Source organism: Sphingomonas naphthae, assembly GCF_028607085.1.
GTDB classification, from domain to species: Bacteria; Pseudomonadota; Alphaproteobacteria; order Sphingomonadales; family Sphingomonadaceae; genus Sphingomonas_Q; species Sphingomonas_Q naphthae.
The window spans coordinates 2,198,674-2,212,220 of the sequence record NZ_CP117411.1 but is presented as its reverse complement, the minus strand read 5'-3'; the positions used below and the strand labels follow the sequence as shown (position 1 = coordinate 2,212,220).

The following is a 13,547-nucleotide window of genomic DNA, read 5'->3' as shown; positions in this document are numbered from 1 at the left end:
TCCTGTGCGTGGCGATCCTCACGTTCGTCGGCATCTCCGCCTTTCGGGGCGGCAAGAGCAACCCGGTGGGGACCGGGGCGCTGCAACGCCAGCTGAATACCATCGGGGGCGAGGTCCGCGAGCTGAAGGGCAAGCTCAAGGGGTTTGCCCGCACAAGTGAAGTCGAAACGCTCCGGGGGGAGATCAGAGCAATGGAAGCACGGGTCGCGTCGAGCGGCGAAGTGGTGGCGTTGGAGGGGCAGATCATGGCCCTGCGCTCCGAATTGCAGGGCGCGGTGAAAGCCGCGGATCGCACCGAGGCGGGGGTGGCCCGCATCGAAGGTTATTTCCTCGAGCGGGGGATCAAGGGGCAATGAGCTATCTGGAAGAGGCCTTCCTGCCGCATTTACGCCTGTCGCTGCTGCGCGTCCTGGCGGTCGCACCGGGCTATGCGGCCAACAGCTCCATCCTGTGCCAGGCGGTGGGCGATCTCGGCCTGACGGCCTCGCGGTCGATGGTGCGCGGCGAGCTGGCGTGGCTGGCGGACGCGCGCCTGGTGACGACGCGCGAGCCGATGGCCGATCTTGTCGTCGCGACGATCACCGAACGCGGACTGGACGTGCAGGCGGGGCTGTCGACCTATCCTGGCGTCCAGCGGCCGGCGCCGAAGGTCTGATCGGTGGCGCGGCCCCTGCGGCGCCGGCCGTCCACGGTCGATCGGCTCGATCCCGAGATCAAGGATCTGATCGGCAAGCTGCGGATCGACCACGGCTGGACGATCGATGAAATCCTCACGAAGCTGCGGCAGCTCGGCAAGGGCGAGGTGTCGCGCTCGGCGCTCGGCCGCCACGTCAAGTCGATCGAGGAGATTGGCGCGCAGCTTCGCCAGTCGCGTGAAGTGGCCAATGCGCTGATCTCTCATGTCGGCGACGCCTCCGAGGATCGCACCGCTGATCTGAATATCGAGCTGATGCACGCGATGATCCTGCGCCTGACCACGGCGACCAACGACGATGGCGATGGCTCGCCGGTGATGTTCGAGCCCAAGGACGTCGCCTATCTGACGAAGTCATTGCAGGCGCTGGCGGGCGCCCGGAAGACGAATGCCGACATGGTCCTGAAGGTACGCGAAGAGGCTCGAAAGGAGGCGGCCAAGCGCGCCGAGGGCGCCGCGAAGCAAAGCGGGCTCGGCAAGGAAACCGTCGATTTCATCCGCCGCGCCGTCCTGGGCTCCGACGCGTGAGCGCCCCATGGAAGGACGTCAGCACCTCGGCCGACCGCGAGGCGACCGAGCAGCTGCTCGGCCGGCTTCCGCCGGGCGATCTGCTGCTCGGCTATCAGCGCCGCACGGTCGATCTGCTCTACGCCGGCACAGCCCTGGTTATCATCGAGAAGAGCCGTCGTATCGGCCTGACCTGGGGCGTGGCCGCCTATCTCGTACTGCGCGCCGCCACGCGCGTCTCGGCCGGCGGGCAGACCGGCTGGTACATGGGCTACGACCTGGAGATGGCGCGCGAGTTTATCGACGTGTGCGCCATGTGGGCGCGGGCCTACGGGATCGCGGCCGACGCGATCGGCGAGGAAGTGATCGAGGATGATGAGGGGCCAATCAAGGCGTTCAGCATCCGCTTTTCGTCCGGGCTGAAAATCACGGCGCTGCCGTCCGTGCCGCGAGCTTTTCGCGGTAAGCAGGGCATCGTCGTCGTGGACGAAGCCGCATTTCACAAGAATCTGGGCGAGGTCATCAAGGCCGCCATGGCGCTGCTGATCTGGGGCGGCCAGGTGATCATCATCTCGACCCATGACGGGGTCGGCAATCCATTCAATGTCCTCCTGGACGAAGTGCGCGCAGGCCGGCGGCGCGGCCAGGCGGTAACGATCGCCTTCGACCAGGCGATCGAAGACGGCCTGTATGAGCGCGTTCGGATGGTCGCCGCGACGAAGGGCGCACAGATCGCCGACAAGGCGACGTGGATCGCCGAGGTGCGCGCCAGCTACGGTGCCGATGCCGAGGAAGAGCTGGACTGCATTCCCAAGGCCGGATCGGGCTCGCTCATAAAGCCCGAGGATCTGGCGGCCTGCGAACATGCCGACGCCGGCCGAGCCGATCTGTACGCAGGGGGCCTCTGCTACCTCGGCCGCGACGTGGCACGACGCAAGGATGGCGCCATCCAATGGACGTTCGAGCTGGTCGGCGACGTACTGTGGCTGCGCGATCGTTACGAGGAAGTCGGGACCAGCTTCGCCCACCAGGATGCCCACTTTGATCAGCAGTTCGCGACCCGGCGCATAGCGTCGGCATGGATCGACCAGACCGGCATGGGTGAGAAGGTGGTCGAGGACGCGCAGCGCCGGCATGGCACGACCCGTGTGATTGGCCAGCTCCTGACCGGCCCAACCCGCCTTGATCTGGCACTCTCGCTCCAGACCCGTTTCGAGCGCGGCCTTATCCGCATCCCACCCGATCCGGTCATCCGCAGCGATCTGCGAGCGATCAAACGTGCATCGTCGGTGGGTGGAGGCGTTCGGATCATCAACGAAGGAGAGGTTCACGCCGATCGCTTTTGGGCGGGCGCGCTTGCCAGTCGCGCCGCCGACATCCCGTTTCAGGCGATCGAATATCATGGCGTGAACCGAGCCGCTGCGGCCGCCAATCGAGCGGGAATGCGCGATCGTGCCTCCGACGATGACATTACACCCGGCGGCCGTTTCGGCGCCGGGGCCTGGTAGGAGCTTTCCGTGACAAACGACCTCGTACCGATCGGCGCGTCCCGCAACCTGCCCATGCTGGTCGATCCGCAGGGCCGTCCGCTCCGCCGCGAAGAACTGACCGTCGATATCGCCGGCCCGACCAACATGGGTGTGCGGTCGATTCAATCGGGGCATCCAGCGCAGGGCCTCACCCCCGAGCGCCTGGCGGGCCTGCTGCGCTCGGCCGAGGATGGCGATGCCGTCGCCTATCTCGAACTTGCCGAGGAGATGGAGGAGAAGGATCTCCATTATCTCGGCGTGCTGGCCACCCGTAAGCGGGCGGTGACGCAACTGCCAATCGTCGTCGACGCGGCCGGCGACGATGACCAGGCGAAAGGCGATGCCGAGCTGGTCCGCGACTGGCTGAAGCGGGACATGCTCCAGTTCGAGCTGTTCGATATCCTCGACGCGATCGGGAAGGGCTTCTCGGTCACCGAGATCATCTGGCAGACGACGGCCAAGGCCTGGACGCCGATCCGCCTTGAGACGCGCGACCCGCGCTGGTTCGAGTTCGACCGCACCAACGGGCGGACGCTCCTGCTGAAGACCGAGGCGGGGCCGCAGCCGCTCTCCGGCGGCAAATATCTGGAGCATGTCCATCCGGCCAAGACGGGGCTCCCGATCCGGGGCGGCCTCGCTCGCTGCGTCGCCTGGGCCTACCTGTTTCGCAATTTCGGCATCAAGGACTGGAACCGCTTTAACGAGGCCTACGGCCTGCCGCTGCGCATCGGCAAATATGAAGCGGGGACGGCCGAGGGAGACATCCGCAAGCTCCTGCGCGGGCTGGCGTCGCTGTCCTCTGATTTCGCCGCCGCTTTCCCCAAGTCGATGGACGTCACCTTCGAGACGGGCGGATCGACGAACGGCACGGCGCTGTTCCAGGCATTGCTGGTCTATTTCGAGCAGCAGATCTCGAAGGCGGTAACCGGGCAGACCGCGAGCAGCGATGCGGTGGCCGGGGGGCTGGGTTCGGGACAGGCCAACGCGCATAGCGAGGTGCGCGCGGATATTCGCGACGCCGATGCCGCGCTCACGTCCGCTACGATCAACATGCAGCTTGTGCCGCTCCTGGTCAGCTTCAACCGGGGACCGCGCGAGGTCTATCCGCGCGTTCGGATCGGCCGACAGGACGCCCTCGACGTCCAGCGCCTAGTCGCCTCGGCGAACACGCTGGCCAGTCTCGGCGTTCAGATCGGCGCCGATCAGATGCGCGATCTAGCCGGCCTGCCCGCGCCGCGCGAGGGCGAGGAGCCGCTGCGGCCGGCAAGCAGCGCGGCGGCGGGAGAAGGCGACGCGGCGGCGGGCGCCGGTAAACGCCCCAGGAGCGCCGTGGAGCCCCGTAATGGTCCTGACCCCCACTCGACCGCCGTACCTGCCTTCTTATCCCTTCTTAAATCGCCCAAATGGGCCAACGAGGGGCGCACGATCGGTGTGATGCCGCCGATCGAGGCCGAACCCGACGCGATCGGGCTGGGCGCGGACGTCGCCCTGGAGGATTGGGAGGGGCTTTTCGCCCCGGTGATCGCGCCGATCGATCAGATGATCGAGGACGTCGATAATTTGGAAGAGCTTCGCGATCGGCTGATCGAGGCATTCGACGGGATGGACACCGCCGGCATCGCAGAGCAGCTCGCCCGCGCCGCTTTCGCCTCGCGCCTCGCTGGGGATGTCGAAACGCGGATGGAGAATTGACGTGGCGCTAGTCGGCCTCCCGTTCGCCAGCACCTTCAGCTTCAGTCGTCGGGCCGCCGCGCCGGTGCGGGACAGCAGCGGCGCGGCCAGTTACGCGCCCGCCAACGTGGCGCGCTTCGATTATGACCAGGCGGGGAACCCGATCGGTCTCCTGATAGAGGCGGGCGATCGCATGGGGTTCGAGGATCGGTGCACGCCGATCGCCGGCTCCTGGGAGACGTCCGATGGCGCGACCATCTTTCATGCCTGGGCGGGTGCCGACGGGGTTGTCCGTTACGAGGCGCGCTACACGCGGTCGCCGAGGGCGGCGATCGCCGCCGCGCTGGCCAGCGTCGGTCATCATCGGATCATCGGCGCGGCGCCAGGCTATCTCTTCAACCTCGGCGGCTATGTCCGCTATCGCGGCATTCTGTGGACGCTCAGCCCGGCGCTTTCGGTCGGCGCCGGCCGGGCGCTCGGCGACTTCGCCGGCCGGGCGATCATCGCCTGATGGTCGAACCGCTACCGATCGTCTCGCCGGTCGAGGCGCTTCGCTTTTTCCGCGCCAAGGGGCTGGCAGGGTCTTTCGCCTGGCAGGATGTCTGGAACGGCGAACATGCGCGCGCCTTCACCGTCGCCAAGGTGATGAGCCGCGACCTTCTGGAAGACATTCGCGCCGCCCTGGACGAAGCGATCGCGGGCGGACAGACGCTCGAAACCTTCCGGGCCAATCTGCGGCCGACCCTGGAAGCCAAGGGCTGGTGGGGCCGCAAACCGATGCGCGATCCGGAGACGGGCGAGCTGAAGAACGTCCAGCTCGGCAGCCCGCGACGGCTGAAGACGATCTTCGAGGTCAACATGCGCTCAGCCTATGCCGCCGGCCGGTGGGAGCGGATCGAGCGCAACAAGAAGGCGTTTCCGTATCTGCGCTACATGCACTCGCTCAAGATGGAGAATGCCCGGCCGCAGCACGTTGCCTGGCACGGCACGATCCGCCCGGTCGACGACGATTGGTGGGATACCCATTACGGCCCCTGCGGCTGGGGCTGCGCCTGTACCGCCCAGCCGGTCAATCAGCGCGTGATGGAACGGCGGGGCTGGGCCATCACCGAACAGCCGGTCGCCTTTCCCAAACGCCAGTATGTCAATCCGCGCACTGGCGAGGTCTCCGCGATCGAGCAGGGCATCTCACCTGGCTTCAACTTCAACATCGGCAAGGCCTATCTCGATCCGCTGGCGCCCAGCCACATGCCGGGTCTGCCGATCGAGGGCGACGCCACGGCGGCGGCCGGCGACGTCGAGGCCGGTATCGATGCATTCCTCAGCGTGTTCGGAATCAAGGACGGGAAGGCGCGGATCGTACACGATCGCGACGGCTTCCCGCTGGCGATCGGGCGCGGCTGGTTTCGCACCGGCAACGGACGCCATCGCCTGCCGGCCGCGCCGGCCGAGCTGGCGCGCGCCGCCCAGGCGATCGCTCGCCCAACGTCGAGCCGGTGGACGTGGGTTCGCGATGCCAGCGGCCGAGCCCGCTTGACGCGCCGCTATGTTCGCCGCGAGGAAGGGGCGACGACGATCGCTGAGGTCTCGGGCGCGGGCTGGCGCTTCGTAAGCCATCGGGCGCGGGCGGCCTGACACGATCGTTTTCCTGCCCCGCATCCTTTCCATGACGTTGTCATGACGACCCTATCCGCCACCTCTCCATAACGGCTCCAACGACCGGGCAGTCCAGTCGCACAGGGGGCCAGCATGGCGGGGGTATCGGGTTCGGAGCTGCGCGCGATCGCATCCGCCACGGAAGTGGTGGTGGACGATGACGGCGCCGTCGCCACCCGCATCCATCTTTTCCCGATGGGCTCGCACATCACCCGCGATGGTCGTGGCCCCTACGTGCTGGAAGACCTGGCGCACGCCAGCGCCGTGATCGCCGCCACCCGCGCCACGCTCGATGGCACGGATTTCATGCTCGATTACGATCACCTCGGCGAAGCCGCCGCCAGCGCCGGGACGCGCGAGGCGCCCGCCAAGGCGTCGGGGTGGATCAAGCCGGCCACGCTCGCGGCCGATCAGGACGGCATCTGGGGCGAGGTCGAATGGACCGCCGCCGCCGCCGCCGCGATCGCCGCGCGCGAGTATCGCTACACCTCGCCCTGGTTCGGCTTCGACAAGTCGAACGGGCGCGTCACCCGCCTTTTCAACGCCGCGCTGGTCAATCGACCGGCTCTCGACACCCGAGCTGTTGCGGCCCAGCTCACCGGAGACCAGCACATGGATCTGTCGAAGATCGCCGGGGCGCTCGGCCTCGGCGCCGACGCGAGCGAGGATGCGATCCTGGCCGCGATCGGGACCGCGAAGGAAAAGACGGCCACCGCCGCCACCGCGCCCGTCGCGCTGGCGCTGGGGCTCGCCGCCGCCGCGACGGTGGAGGAGATGGCGATCGCCGCCGCTGGCGCCATCGCCGGCCGCGCCGACTTCAACCGCTTCGTCCCGCGCGCCGAATATGACGCGCTGCGCGCCAAGGTCGAAGGGGCCAACGAGGATCGCGCCACCGCCTCGGTCGATGCCGCAATCACCGCCGGCAAGATCACTCCGGCCAGCCGGGAATGGGCGCTCGGCTACGTAAAGGCCGATCCGGCCGGCTTCGCGAACTTCCTCGGTGTTGCCCCGGCGATCGTCAGCGAGGGGCAGGGCACGGCGGCGAGCAAGGTCGTGGTCGAGAACACGCTCAGCGAGAAGGACAAGTCGACCGCCCGGCTGCTCAATATCAGCGATGCCGAATGGCTCGCCTCCAAGAAGGAGCTGGCGGCATGACCGCGCTGACCGCCGCCCGCAACACGCCGGCCATGATGCCCGGCGCATCCTCTCACCCTGTAAAGGGGGCTACCACGCTCTTTGCGGGCGCTCTCGCTTGTCTCAGCGCCACGGGCTTCGCCATTCCCGGCACCCCGGCACTGAATCTGATCGCGGTCGGCCGGGTCAAAAAGACCGTCGTTAATGCCGGTGCCGATGGTGACGTCCGTGCCGAGATCGAGTCGGGCGTCTTTCGCTGGGCCAACAGCGCCAGCGCCGACGCCATCACGCGGGCCGAGATCGGAGACGATTGCTACGTTGTCGACGATCAGACCGTCGCCAAGACGGACGGCAGCGGCGCGCGGTCCAAGGCCGGCCGCATCGTCCAGGTGGACGCCCAGGGCGTCTGGGTTCGCTCCACTCTCTGAAAGGTTCGATAGATGCTGATCAACGGTGACAATCTTCGCACGCTGGGAGTCGGCTTCAACGCCGCCTTCTCACGTGGCGTAGGGCAGGCGGAGAGCGATCATCTGCTCGTCGCCACCCCGGTGCCTTCGTCGACCAAAACCAACGAATATGGCTGGCTCGGCAAGATCCCGTCCGTCCGTGAGTGGCTCGGCCCGCGCGTCGTGCAGAACATCTCGTCCGGCAAGTACGAGATCACCAACCGACCCTACGAGCTGACTGTCGGCGTCGATCGCGACGATATCGAGGACGACAACATCGGCCAGTACACACCGCTGTTCGAGGAACTGGGCCGATCGGTCGCAGCTCATCCCTCCGAGCTTGTCTACGCCCTTCTCAAGCTGGGCTCTTCCACGATCTGCTATGACGGCCAGTACTTCTTCGACACCGATCATCCTGTCCTGGACGAAGCCGGCACGCCAGTTAGCGTCTCGAATTATGGCGGCGGCTCGGGTCCGCTCTGGGTGCTGGTCGATGACAGCCGCGCGCTGAAGCCGATCATCTACCAGATGCGCCGCGACTTCGCCTGGGTGAAGAAGGACAAGGATACCGACGACAACGTCTTCGAGCGTCGGGAATTTCTGTACGGCGTCGATGGTCGCATGGCGGTCGGCTTCGCCTTCTGGCAGTTCGCCTATGCCAGCCGGCAGCCGCTCACGGTCGAGAATTACGAGGCGGCCTATGTCGCGCTCGCCAGCATGAAAGGCGATTATGGTCGCCCGCTGGGCCTCCGCCCACGCAAGCTGATCGTGCCGCCTGCGCTGACCGGCGCGGCGACGGCGATCACCAAGAACCAGCTCACCACCGGCGGCGCGACCAACCAGTGGCAGGGCACCTCCGAAGCGGTGATGACGCCGTGGCTCGCATGAGCGGCCTCGGTCTGGCGGCGGCCGCCGCCGCGCACATCATCCGCGTCACGGCAACGGGCGGCGCGTTCCGCCGCGCGGGCCGCGCTTTCGGTCCCGAGGCGGTCGAGCTGCTCGGCGAGGATGTCACCTGGAAGCAGCTGGCGGACTTGGTGCGCGAGCCGCGCCTGATCGTCGAGGCCGCGCTCGACGGCAACCTCTTCGTTCGCCTGGGCGCCGGCTTCGCCAAGGTTGCCGACGCGCTGGGCGACGTGGATGAGCATTCGATCGCCGAGGTGACTCGGCGTTTCGAGGCCGGCCTGTTGGAGATCGGTGACGACGTGGCCGATGCCATGCGCGGCGCGACGTCGCGGATCCTTGGCCGGCAGGAGATCGCCGCCGAGGCGGCCGAGCTGGCGAACCGCGACGCGCCGGCCGCGACCGGCCTCGCGATGGCGGTAAGCGTCCCGGCCGCCGATGTGGCCTCGCAAGCCGGGCCGATTGGCGATGGCGATGTCGTGGCCCGCGAACTGGCGGCGCAGGCGGCCGAGCTGGCCAATCGCGACGCGCCCGCCGCCACCAAGGCCGCGATCGCCGCCAGCGCGGCGGCCGGGGCGCCCGAGGGTGATGCCGCGCGCTTCGCCGCTCTGGGCGACGCGCCCACGCCGTCCGAGGCCGAGCTGGCCCCAACGCTGGTGGCCGAAAGCCCGCCGCCCACCCGCCGCCGTCGCGCCTCGGCGGACGATTGATCTGAATAACCCGCGAGCAGAGCGGGGTGGAGACACGCGTGGTACGGCTCGCGAGGCCCCCATGCCTGGTCGGGATCGCCTGACCTAACCCACCCCACCACGCTTGCCGCACTTTGGGAAGCGTGTTTGACCATGGCCTACGCCACCCTTGCCGATCTCAACCTCGCGTTCACGGAGCGCGCGATCGCGCAGCTCTGCGACGACGAAGGCGACGGCACGGCGGTGGCGGTGCGGACGGGCCGCGCGCTCAACGCCGCCGCCGCCGTGATCGATGGCTATGTCGCCACGGCCTACAAGCTCCCTATCTCGCCGCCATCGGTGCTGCTGACCAATATCGCCTGCGACATCGCCCGCTATGAGCTGGACCAGGATGCGCCGACCGAGACGATCGCCAAGCGGCACGCCGCCGCCCTGGCGCAGCTGCGCGACATCGCCTCCGGTAAGCTGAAGCTCGATGCCGGCGTTGAAGAGCAGGTCGAGCGCGATGGCGTGGTCCTGGTGGAGGGCGGCGAGCGCCTGTTCACCCGCGACAGCATGGCAGGCTTCTGATGGCCGCCTCGGTAGAAATCCGCGTCGAGGGGCAGGACGCCATCGAGCGACGCCTCCGCGCCATCCAGGAGCGCGGCGAGGATCTGTCGCCGCTTATGGATGCGATCGGCTTGGCCATGGAGGGATCGACGCTCCAGCGGTTCGAGGATGAGCGCGGGCCGGACGGCTCGCGCTGGACGCCGAGCCGCCGGGTCGAGCAGTTCGGCGGCAAGACGCTGACGCTCTCCGCCCGCCTCAAGCAATCGGTCAGCTACATCGCACTGGCCGATAGCGTCCGCGTTGGCACCAACGTCATTTATGCCGGTGTGCATCAGCACGGCGCGACGATCGTCGGCCGCAATGGCCCGTTGCGTTTCAAGCTGCCCGGTATCGGCTTCCGGTCAGCGCGCCAGGTCATCATCCCCGCCCGCCCGATGTTCGGCATCGGCGACGAAGATGAGGATGAGATTGAGGCGCTGACCGAGGACTTCTTTGGATTGGAGGCCGCATGATCAGCTTCATCATCCACCTCTGGCTGGGTGGCATCATTGCCTTTTACGGCGAGCTTCTGCTGATCGGTAAGCCGGAAGAGAAAGCCGATCCCGCCGTGTTGGCGGGCATCGCGATCTGGCCGATCGGCATGGCGATGTGCGCGTTCGATCGGACGCGGCGATGATCGCGACGATCGAGAATGCGATCCTCGCGCGCCTGGAGGCAGCCGGCGAGACGGGCCAGCTCGGCTACCGCTTCCGGACGCTGGAGACCTATCCCGACGACTGGGATGAATATTTGGGCACCAAGGGCAAGATCAACGCGCCCGCCGCTTGGGTGACGAACGCCGGCTGGCGATCGATAGCGGACGAACAGGCCGTGGAGATGCTGTTCGGCGTCGTCGTGATGGCGGAGAGCCTGCGCGACGAACAGGCGACGCGCCACGGCCGGCCAGGCGATGAGCGCGAGACGGGCAGCTATCGCCTGGCGGTCGACGTTACGCTCCTGTTCGCCGATCAGGATCTCGGGCTGGACATCGGCGGGTTCGAGGTCGGCCAGCTCCGTTTCGTTGCCCGCTTGGCCGCGCTGAAAGAGCGCAAGGTGTCGATGCTCGCGGTGGAGCTGCGCACGCGCGTGCCGGTCGCCTCGCTGCGCCCGCCCTTCGATGACAACGCGATCGGCGACTTCATCACCGCGCACGTCAACTGGGACATCCCGCCGCTCGGCGACGTGGATGCCAGCCCCGGCGTGCCCGGCATTCAGATCCCGGCCGATGCCTCGGCCGACGCTACCGACCACCTGACCGTGAGGGCCGACGATGATTGATTCCGATACCCGTTTCGTGACCCCGGCGCCCGATCGGCGCGTCCGTCACGCGGACGGCGCCCTGCTCGATCCGGCCGGCGAGCCGGTGACCTGGTCGACCTATTGGGAGCGCCGCCGCCAAGACGGCGATGTCCTGATCGGCGCCCCCAAGAAGAAGGAGGGCTGAGCCCATGCCGATCAGCTTCAATGCCATCCCGGTCGATCTGCGCGTTCCCGGCAGCTACGTCGAGTTCGATAGCGCTAAGGCGGTATCCGGCCTGCCGGCCGCGCCGTCGAAGATCCTCGTGATCGGCCAGCGCCTGGCGGCCGGCACGGTGGCGGCGCTCACGCCCACTCGTATCGTCTCGCCCGCCCAGGCGGTGGTCGCGTTCGGTCGGGGCTCGCTCCTGGCCGACATGATCGCCGGGCTGAAGGCGGTCAACGACAGCACCGAATGCTGGGCGATCGCGCTCGACGATAACGGTGCCGGCGTCGCGGCGACCAAGACGGTCACGCTGACCGGCGCGGCAACCGCGACGGGTGTGCTGGCGCTGATGATAGCCGGCACCGCCGTGCCGGTGGCGGTCGCCTCCGGCGCATCCGTCTCAACCGTCGCCACCGCGATCGTCGCCGCGATCGCCGCGCAGCCTGATCTGCCGGTGACCGCCAGCGCCGCCGCCGGTGTCGTCACGCTGACCGCGCGCAACAAGGGGACGGCCGGCAACGACGTCGATGTCCGCCTGAACTATTACCAGGGCGAGGCGACGCCGGCCGGGCTGACCGTGGCGTTCGCGGCCGGCACGGCGGGCGCCGCCAACCCGGATATCTCGGCGGTGTGGGCGGCGATCGGCGACGCGCATTATGCGTCCTTCATCCTGCCGTTCGGCGACACAGCCACGCTGACCAGCGTGGAGACCGAACTGGCGAGCCGCGCCGGGCCGCTCCGGATGATCGGCGGCATCGCCTATGTGGGTCTCGCAGGCACGCAATCGGCGCTCGCGGCGATCGGCGCGGCGCGCAACAGCCAGTACCTTTGCCCGATCGGCGCCAAGTCCTCGCCCACGCCGCCTTGGCGTTGGGCGGCGGCGCATGGCGCGCAGATCGCGTTTTATGGCGCGATCGATCCCGCCCGGCCGTTCCAGACGCTCCCGCTGCCAGGCCTCGTGGCGCCGGCCGAGGCCGATCGCTTCACGCGGGTGGAGCGCGAGCTGCTGTTGCGCGACGGCATCTCTACCTGGACGGTCGATGCCGGGGGCACCGTCACGATCGAGCGGCCGATCACGACGTACCAGCTCAACGCGCAGGGCCTCGACAGCGTCGCCTGGCTCGACGTCAACACGCCGCTCACGCTCTTTTATCTTCGCCACAGCCTGCGCGTCCGCTTCGCCGAGCGCTGGCCGCGCCACAAGCTGGCGAGCGACACGGCAACGATCGCGGCCGGCCAGGCGGTGGTCCGTCCGCGCGACATCCGCGCCGAGCTGCTCGCCCTGGCGCGCGACTGGGAGGATGCCGGCCTGGTTGAGAATATCGATCAGTTCGCGGCCGACCTGCAGGTCCAGCGGAGCGCGGGCGATCCGAACAGGGTCGATGTCCTGGTGCCGCCCGACATCGTCAACCAGCTCCGCACAATCGCGGCGCGCGTCGAATTTCGCCTCTGAGCGGCGACTAAGGAGGGCTTAAGATGGCGAACAGGAACAAGGTCTGGGGACAGACCCACATCCGGGTCAACGGCAAGGAATATACGACCGCCGGCAAGTCGAGCATGGAGCTGGGCGGGATCAAGCGCGACGAACAGGAGGCCGACCACCGGGCCGGCATGTTCAGCGAGGCGACCAAATCGTCCAAGATCGAATGCGACGTGCTGGTCACGGCGGATGTCAGTCTGGTCGAGCTGGCGGCGATCGACGACGCGACCGTCACGTTCGAGGCGGACACCGGCCAGACCTACGTAGTGCGCCATGCCTATTCCGGCGAGATCATCAGCGTCACCGAGGGCAAGGCGAAGGTCGTGTTCATGGGGCCGCCCGCCGAAGAGATGAGGATCGGCTGATGAGCGAGATCACGCATCCGCTGAAGCACCCGCTTTCCGTCACGATCGGCACCGATCGGGAGGAGATCACCCACATCACGCTTCGGCGGCCGAAGGCGCGTGACATGCGCGTCGCCGACGAAGCGATCGGCACCGTCGCCGGCACGATCCTGCTCATCTCCAAGCTCTCCGGTCAGCCCGTCGCGGTGATCGACGAACTGGACGCGCAGGACTTCGACGCGATCGGCGACATCGTCGAGGGTTTTACCAAGCCTGGCCGGCCAACTGGCGGGACATCCTCGGCGACATAGTCGCCAGCCTCGGTTGGCCTCCCGATTACATGAATTGGGACGTCGCCGACCTGAAGATGTGGTTTGGCCAGGTGGAGCGTCTCTCAGATGGTGATGCGTCTTAGCATTCTGATCACGGCGGCCGAGCGCGGCC

The 13,547-nt window shown here is 67.7% G+C and carries 19 protein-coding genes; all 19 read left to right on the top strand.

Annotated elements, in window-relative coordinates:
• Positions 1–8: 8 nt before the first annotated feature.
• Positions 9–356, top strand: a complete 348-nt coding sequence (locus PQ455_RS10460; RefSeq protein ID WP_273686020.1) for a hypothetical protein — start codon at positions 9–11, stop codon at positions 354–356.
• Positions 353–655, top strand: a complete 303-nt coding sequence (locus tag PQ455_RS10455) for a VpaChn25_0724 family phage protein (protein ID WP_273686019.1) — start codon at positions 353–355, stop codon at positions 653–655. Before PQ455_RS10460 ends, PQ455_RS10455 begins: the two co-directional genes overlap by 4 nt.
• A 3-nt stretch (positions 656–658) precedes the next feature.
• Positions 659–1,222: a DUF3486 family protein gene (locus PQ455_RS10450; protein WP_273686017.1), complete on the top strand. Its 564-nt coding sequence runs from the start codon at positions 659–661 to the stop codon at positions 1,220–1,222.
• A 179-nt stretch (positions 1,223–1,401) separates the two neighbouring features.
• Positions 1,402–2,709, top strand: coding sequence for a phage terminase large subunit family protein (locus tag PQ455_RS10445; RefSeq protein ID WP_273686016.1), 1,308 nt, complete (start codon positions 1,402–1,404; stop codon positions 2,707–2,709).
• Between the two features lie 9 nt (positions 2,710–2,718).
• Positions 2,719–4,422 (top strand): DUF935 domain-containing protein, encoded by a 1,704-nt coding sequence (locus PQ455_RS10440; RefSeq protein ID WP_273686015.1) that lies wholly within the window; start codon positions 2,719–2,721, stop codon positions 4,420–4,422.
• A 1-nt stretch (position 4,423) separates the two neighbouring features.
• Positions 4,424–4,912, top strand: a complete 489-nt coding sequence (locus PQ455_RS10435; protein WP_273686014.1) for a hypothetical protein — start codon at positions 4,424–4,426, stop codon at positions 4,910–4,912.
• Positions 4,912–6,036 (top strand): phage head morphogenesis protein, encoded by a 1,125-nt coding sequence (locus PQ455_RS10430; protein WP_273686013.1) that lies wholly within the window; start codon positions 4,912–4,914, stop codon positions 6,034–6,036. Before PQ455_RS10435 ends, PQ455_RS10430 begins: the two co-directional genes overlap by 1 nt.
• A 114-nt stretch (positions 6,037–6,150) precedes the next feature.
• The gene (locus PQ455_RS10425) at positions 6,151–7,212 is read left to right on the top strand and encodes a phage protease (protein WP_273686012.1); all 1,062 of its coding nucleotides are present in this window, start codon (positions 6,151–6,153) and stop codon (positions 7,210–7,212) included.
• Positions 7,209–7,619 (top strand): hypothetical protein, encoded by a 411-nt coding sequence (locus tag PQ455_RS10420; RefSeq protein WP_273686011.1) that lies wholly within the window; start codon positions 7,209–7,211, stop codon positions 7,617–7,619. Before PQ455_RS10425 ends, PQ455_RS10420 begins: the two co-directional genes overlap by 4 nt.
• Positions 7,620–7,631: 12 nt before the next feature.
• On the top strand, positions 7,632–8,525 hold the full coding sequence (locus PQ455_RS10415; protein ID WP_273686010.1) for a Mu-like prophage major head subunit gpT family protein: 894 nt from the start codon (positions 7,632–7,634) through the stop codon (positions 8,523–8,525).
• Complete coding sequence (locus PQ455_RS10410; protein ID WP_273686009.1) at positions 8,522–9,250, top strand: hypothetical protein; 729 nt, start codon at positions 8,522–8,524, stop codon at positions 9,248–9,250. The genes PQ455_RS10415 and PQ455_RS10410 overlap by 4 nt, the downstream gene beginning before the upstream one ends.
• Positions 9,251–9,382: 132 nt before the next feature.
• Complete coding sequence (locus PQ455_RS10405) at positions 9,383–9,799, top strand: gp436 family protein (RefSeq protein WP_273686008.1); 417 nt, start codon at positions 9,383–9,385, stop codon at positions 9,797–9,799.
• Positions 9,799–10,290, top strand: coding sequence for a phage virion morphogenesis protein (locus tag PQ455_RS10400; RefSeq protein ID WP_273686007.1), 492 nt, complete (start codon positions 9,799–9,801; stop codon positions 10,288–10,290). Before PQ455_RS10405 ends, PQ455_RS10400 begins: the two co-directional genes overlap by 1 nt.
• Entirely contained in the window at positions 10,287–10,454 is a 168-nt protein-coding gene (locus PQ455_RS10395; RefSeq protein WP_273686005.1) for a hypothetical protein, read from the top strand. Before PQ455_RS10400 ends, PQ455_RS10395 begins: the two co-directional genes overlap by 4 nt.
• The gene (locus tag PQ455_RS10390) at positions 10,451–11,095 is read left to right on the top strand and encodes a phage protein Gp37 (RefSeq protein ID WP_273686004.1); all 645 of its coding nucleotides are present in this window, start codon (positions 10,451–10,453) and stop codon (positions 11,093–11,095) included. Before PQ455_RS10395 ends, PQ455_RS10390 begins: the two co-directional genes overlap by 4 nt.
• Positions 11,088–11,261: a DUF2635 domain-containing protein gene (locus PQ455_RS10385; RefSeq protein WP_273686003.1), complete on the top strand. Its 174-nt coding sequence runs from the start codon at positions 11,088–11,090 to the stop codon at positions 11,259–11,261. The genes PQ455_RS10390 and PQ455_RS10385 overlap by 8 nt, the downstream gene beginning before the upstream one ends.
• A 4-nt stretch (positions 11,262–11,265) precedes the next feature.
• Positions 11,266–12,732 carry a phage tail sheath subtilisin-like domain-containing protein gene (locus PQ455_RS10380; RefSeq protein ID WP_273686002.1) on the top strand — a complete coding sequence of 489 codons (1,467 nt, stop codon included), beginning with the start codon at positions 11,266–11,268 and terminating at the stop codon, positions 12,730–12,732.
• Between the two features lie 23 nt (positions 12,733–12,755).
• Positions 12,756–13,124: a phage tail tube protein gene (locus PQ455_RS10375; protein ID WP_273686001.1), complete on the top strand. Its 369-nt coding sequence runs from the start codon at positions 12,756–12,758 to the stop codon at positions 13,122–13,124.
• The gene (locus PQ455_RS10370) at positions 13,124–13,414 is read left to right on the top strand and encodes a phage tail assembly protein (protein WP_273686000.1); all 291 of its coding nucleotides are present in this window, start codon (positions 13,124–13,126) and stop codon (positions 13,412–13,414) included. Before PQ455_RS10375 ends, PQ455_RS10370 begins: the two co-directional genes overlap by 1 nt.
• Positions 13,415–13,547 lie beyond the last annotated feature (133 nt).

Coding starts and splice junctions, on each gene's coding strand:
- PQ455_RS10455 (WP_273686019.1), top strand. CDS start 353: ATGAGCTATCTGGAAGAGGCCTTCCTGCCGCATTTACGCCTGTCGCTG.
- PQ455_RS10430 (WP_273686013.1), top strand. CDS start 4,912: ATGGTCGAACCGCTACCGATCGTCTCGCCGGTCGAGGCGCTTCGCTTT.
- PQ455_RS10425 (WP_273686012.1), top strand. CDS start 6,151: ATGGCGGGGGTATCGGGTTCGGAGCTGCGCGCGATCGCATCCGCCACG.
- PQ455_RS10420 (WP_273686011.1), top strand. CDS start 7,209: ATGACCGCGCTGACCGCCGCCCGCAACACGCCGGCCATGATGCCCGGC.
- PQ455_RS10415 (WP_273686010.1), top strand. CDS start 7,632: ATGCTGATCAACGGTGACAATCTTCGCACGCTGGGAGTCGGCTTCAAC.
- PQ455_RS10410 (WP_273686009.1), top strand. CDS start 8,522: ATGAGCGGCCTCGGTCTGGCGGCGGCCGCCGCCGCGCACATCATCCGC.
- PQ455_RS10405 (WP_273686008.1), top strand. CDS start 9,383: ATGGCCTACGCCACCCTTGCCGATCTCAACCTCGCGTTCACGGAGCGC.
- PQ455_RS10400 (WP_273686007.1), top strand. CDS start 9,799: ATGGCCGCCTCGGTAGAAATCCGCGTCGAGGGGCAGGACGCCATCGAG.
- PQ455_RS10395 (WP_273686005.1), top strand. CDS start 10,287: ATGATCAGCTTCATCATCCACCTCTGGCTGGGTGGCATCATTGCCTTT.
- PQ455_RS10390 (WP_273686004.1), top strand. CDS start 10,451: ATGATCGCGACGATCGAGAATGCGATCCTCGCGCGCCTGGAGGCAGCC.
- PQ455_RS10385 (WP_273686003.1), top strand. CDS start 11,088: ATGATTGATTCCGATACCCGTTTCGTGACCCCGGCGCCCGATCGGCGC.
- PQ455_RS10380 (WP_273686002.1), top strand. CDS start 11,266: ATGCCGATCAGCTTCAATGCCATCCCGGTCGATCTGCGCGTTCCCGGC.
- PQ455_RS10375 (WP_273686001.1), top strand. CDS start 12,756: ATGGCGAACAGGAACAAGGTCTGGGGACAGACCCACATCCGGGTCAAC.
- PQ455_RS10370 (WP_273686000.1), top strand. CDS start 13,124: ATGAGCGAGATCACGCATCCGCTGAAGCACCCGCTTTCCGTCACGATC.